Below are 257 nucleotides of genomic sequence, written 5' to 3'. Positions count from 1 at the left end.
TCGATCAGCTCGCCCTCCGGCCCGAGCAGCGCCACGTCCAGCGGCATCCGCCCCAACGCATGGGTGGCGCACGACAGACACGGGTCGTAGGCGCGGATCGCGACCTCGATGTGATTGAGCAGGCCTTCGGTCAGCTCGCGCCCGTCGAGGTACTGGCGCGCCACCGAACGCACCGCCTCGTTCATGGCCTGGTTGTTGTGGGTGGTCGAGACGATCAGGTTGCACATCGTCACCAGATCGTCGTCGCCGACTTCGTA

General features: G+C 66.1%; 1 pseudogene. It reads right to left on the bottom strand.

The features are described 5' to 3' along the window. Nucleotides 1–257 (bottom strand): annotated as a pseudogene (locus B3V69_RS03675) (Ni/Fe hydrogenase subunit alpha); the annotation flags it as partial.

Origin of the sequence: Rhodoferax sp. UBA5149 (assembly GCF_002413825.1) — a bacterium.
Taxonomy (GTDB): Bacteria; Pseudomonadota; Gammaproteobacteria; order Burkholderiales; family Burkholderiaceae_C; genus Rhodoferax.
This window is presented reverse-complemented; position numbering and strand designations above follow the sequence as displayed.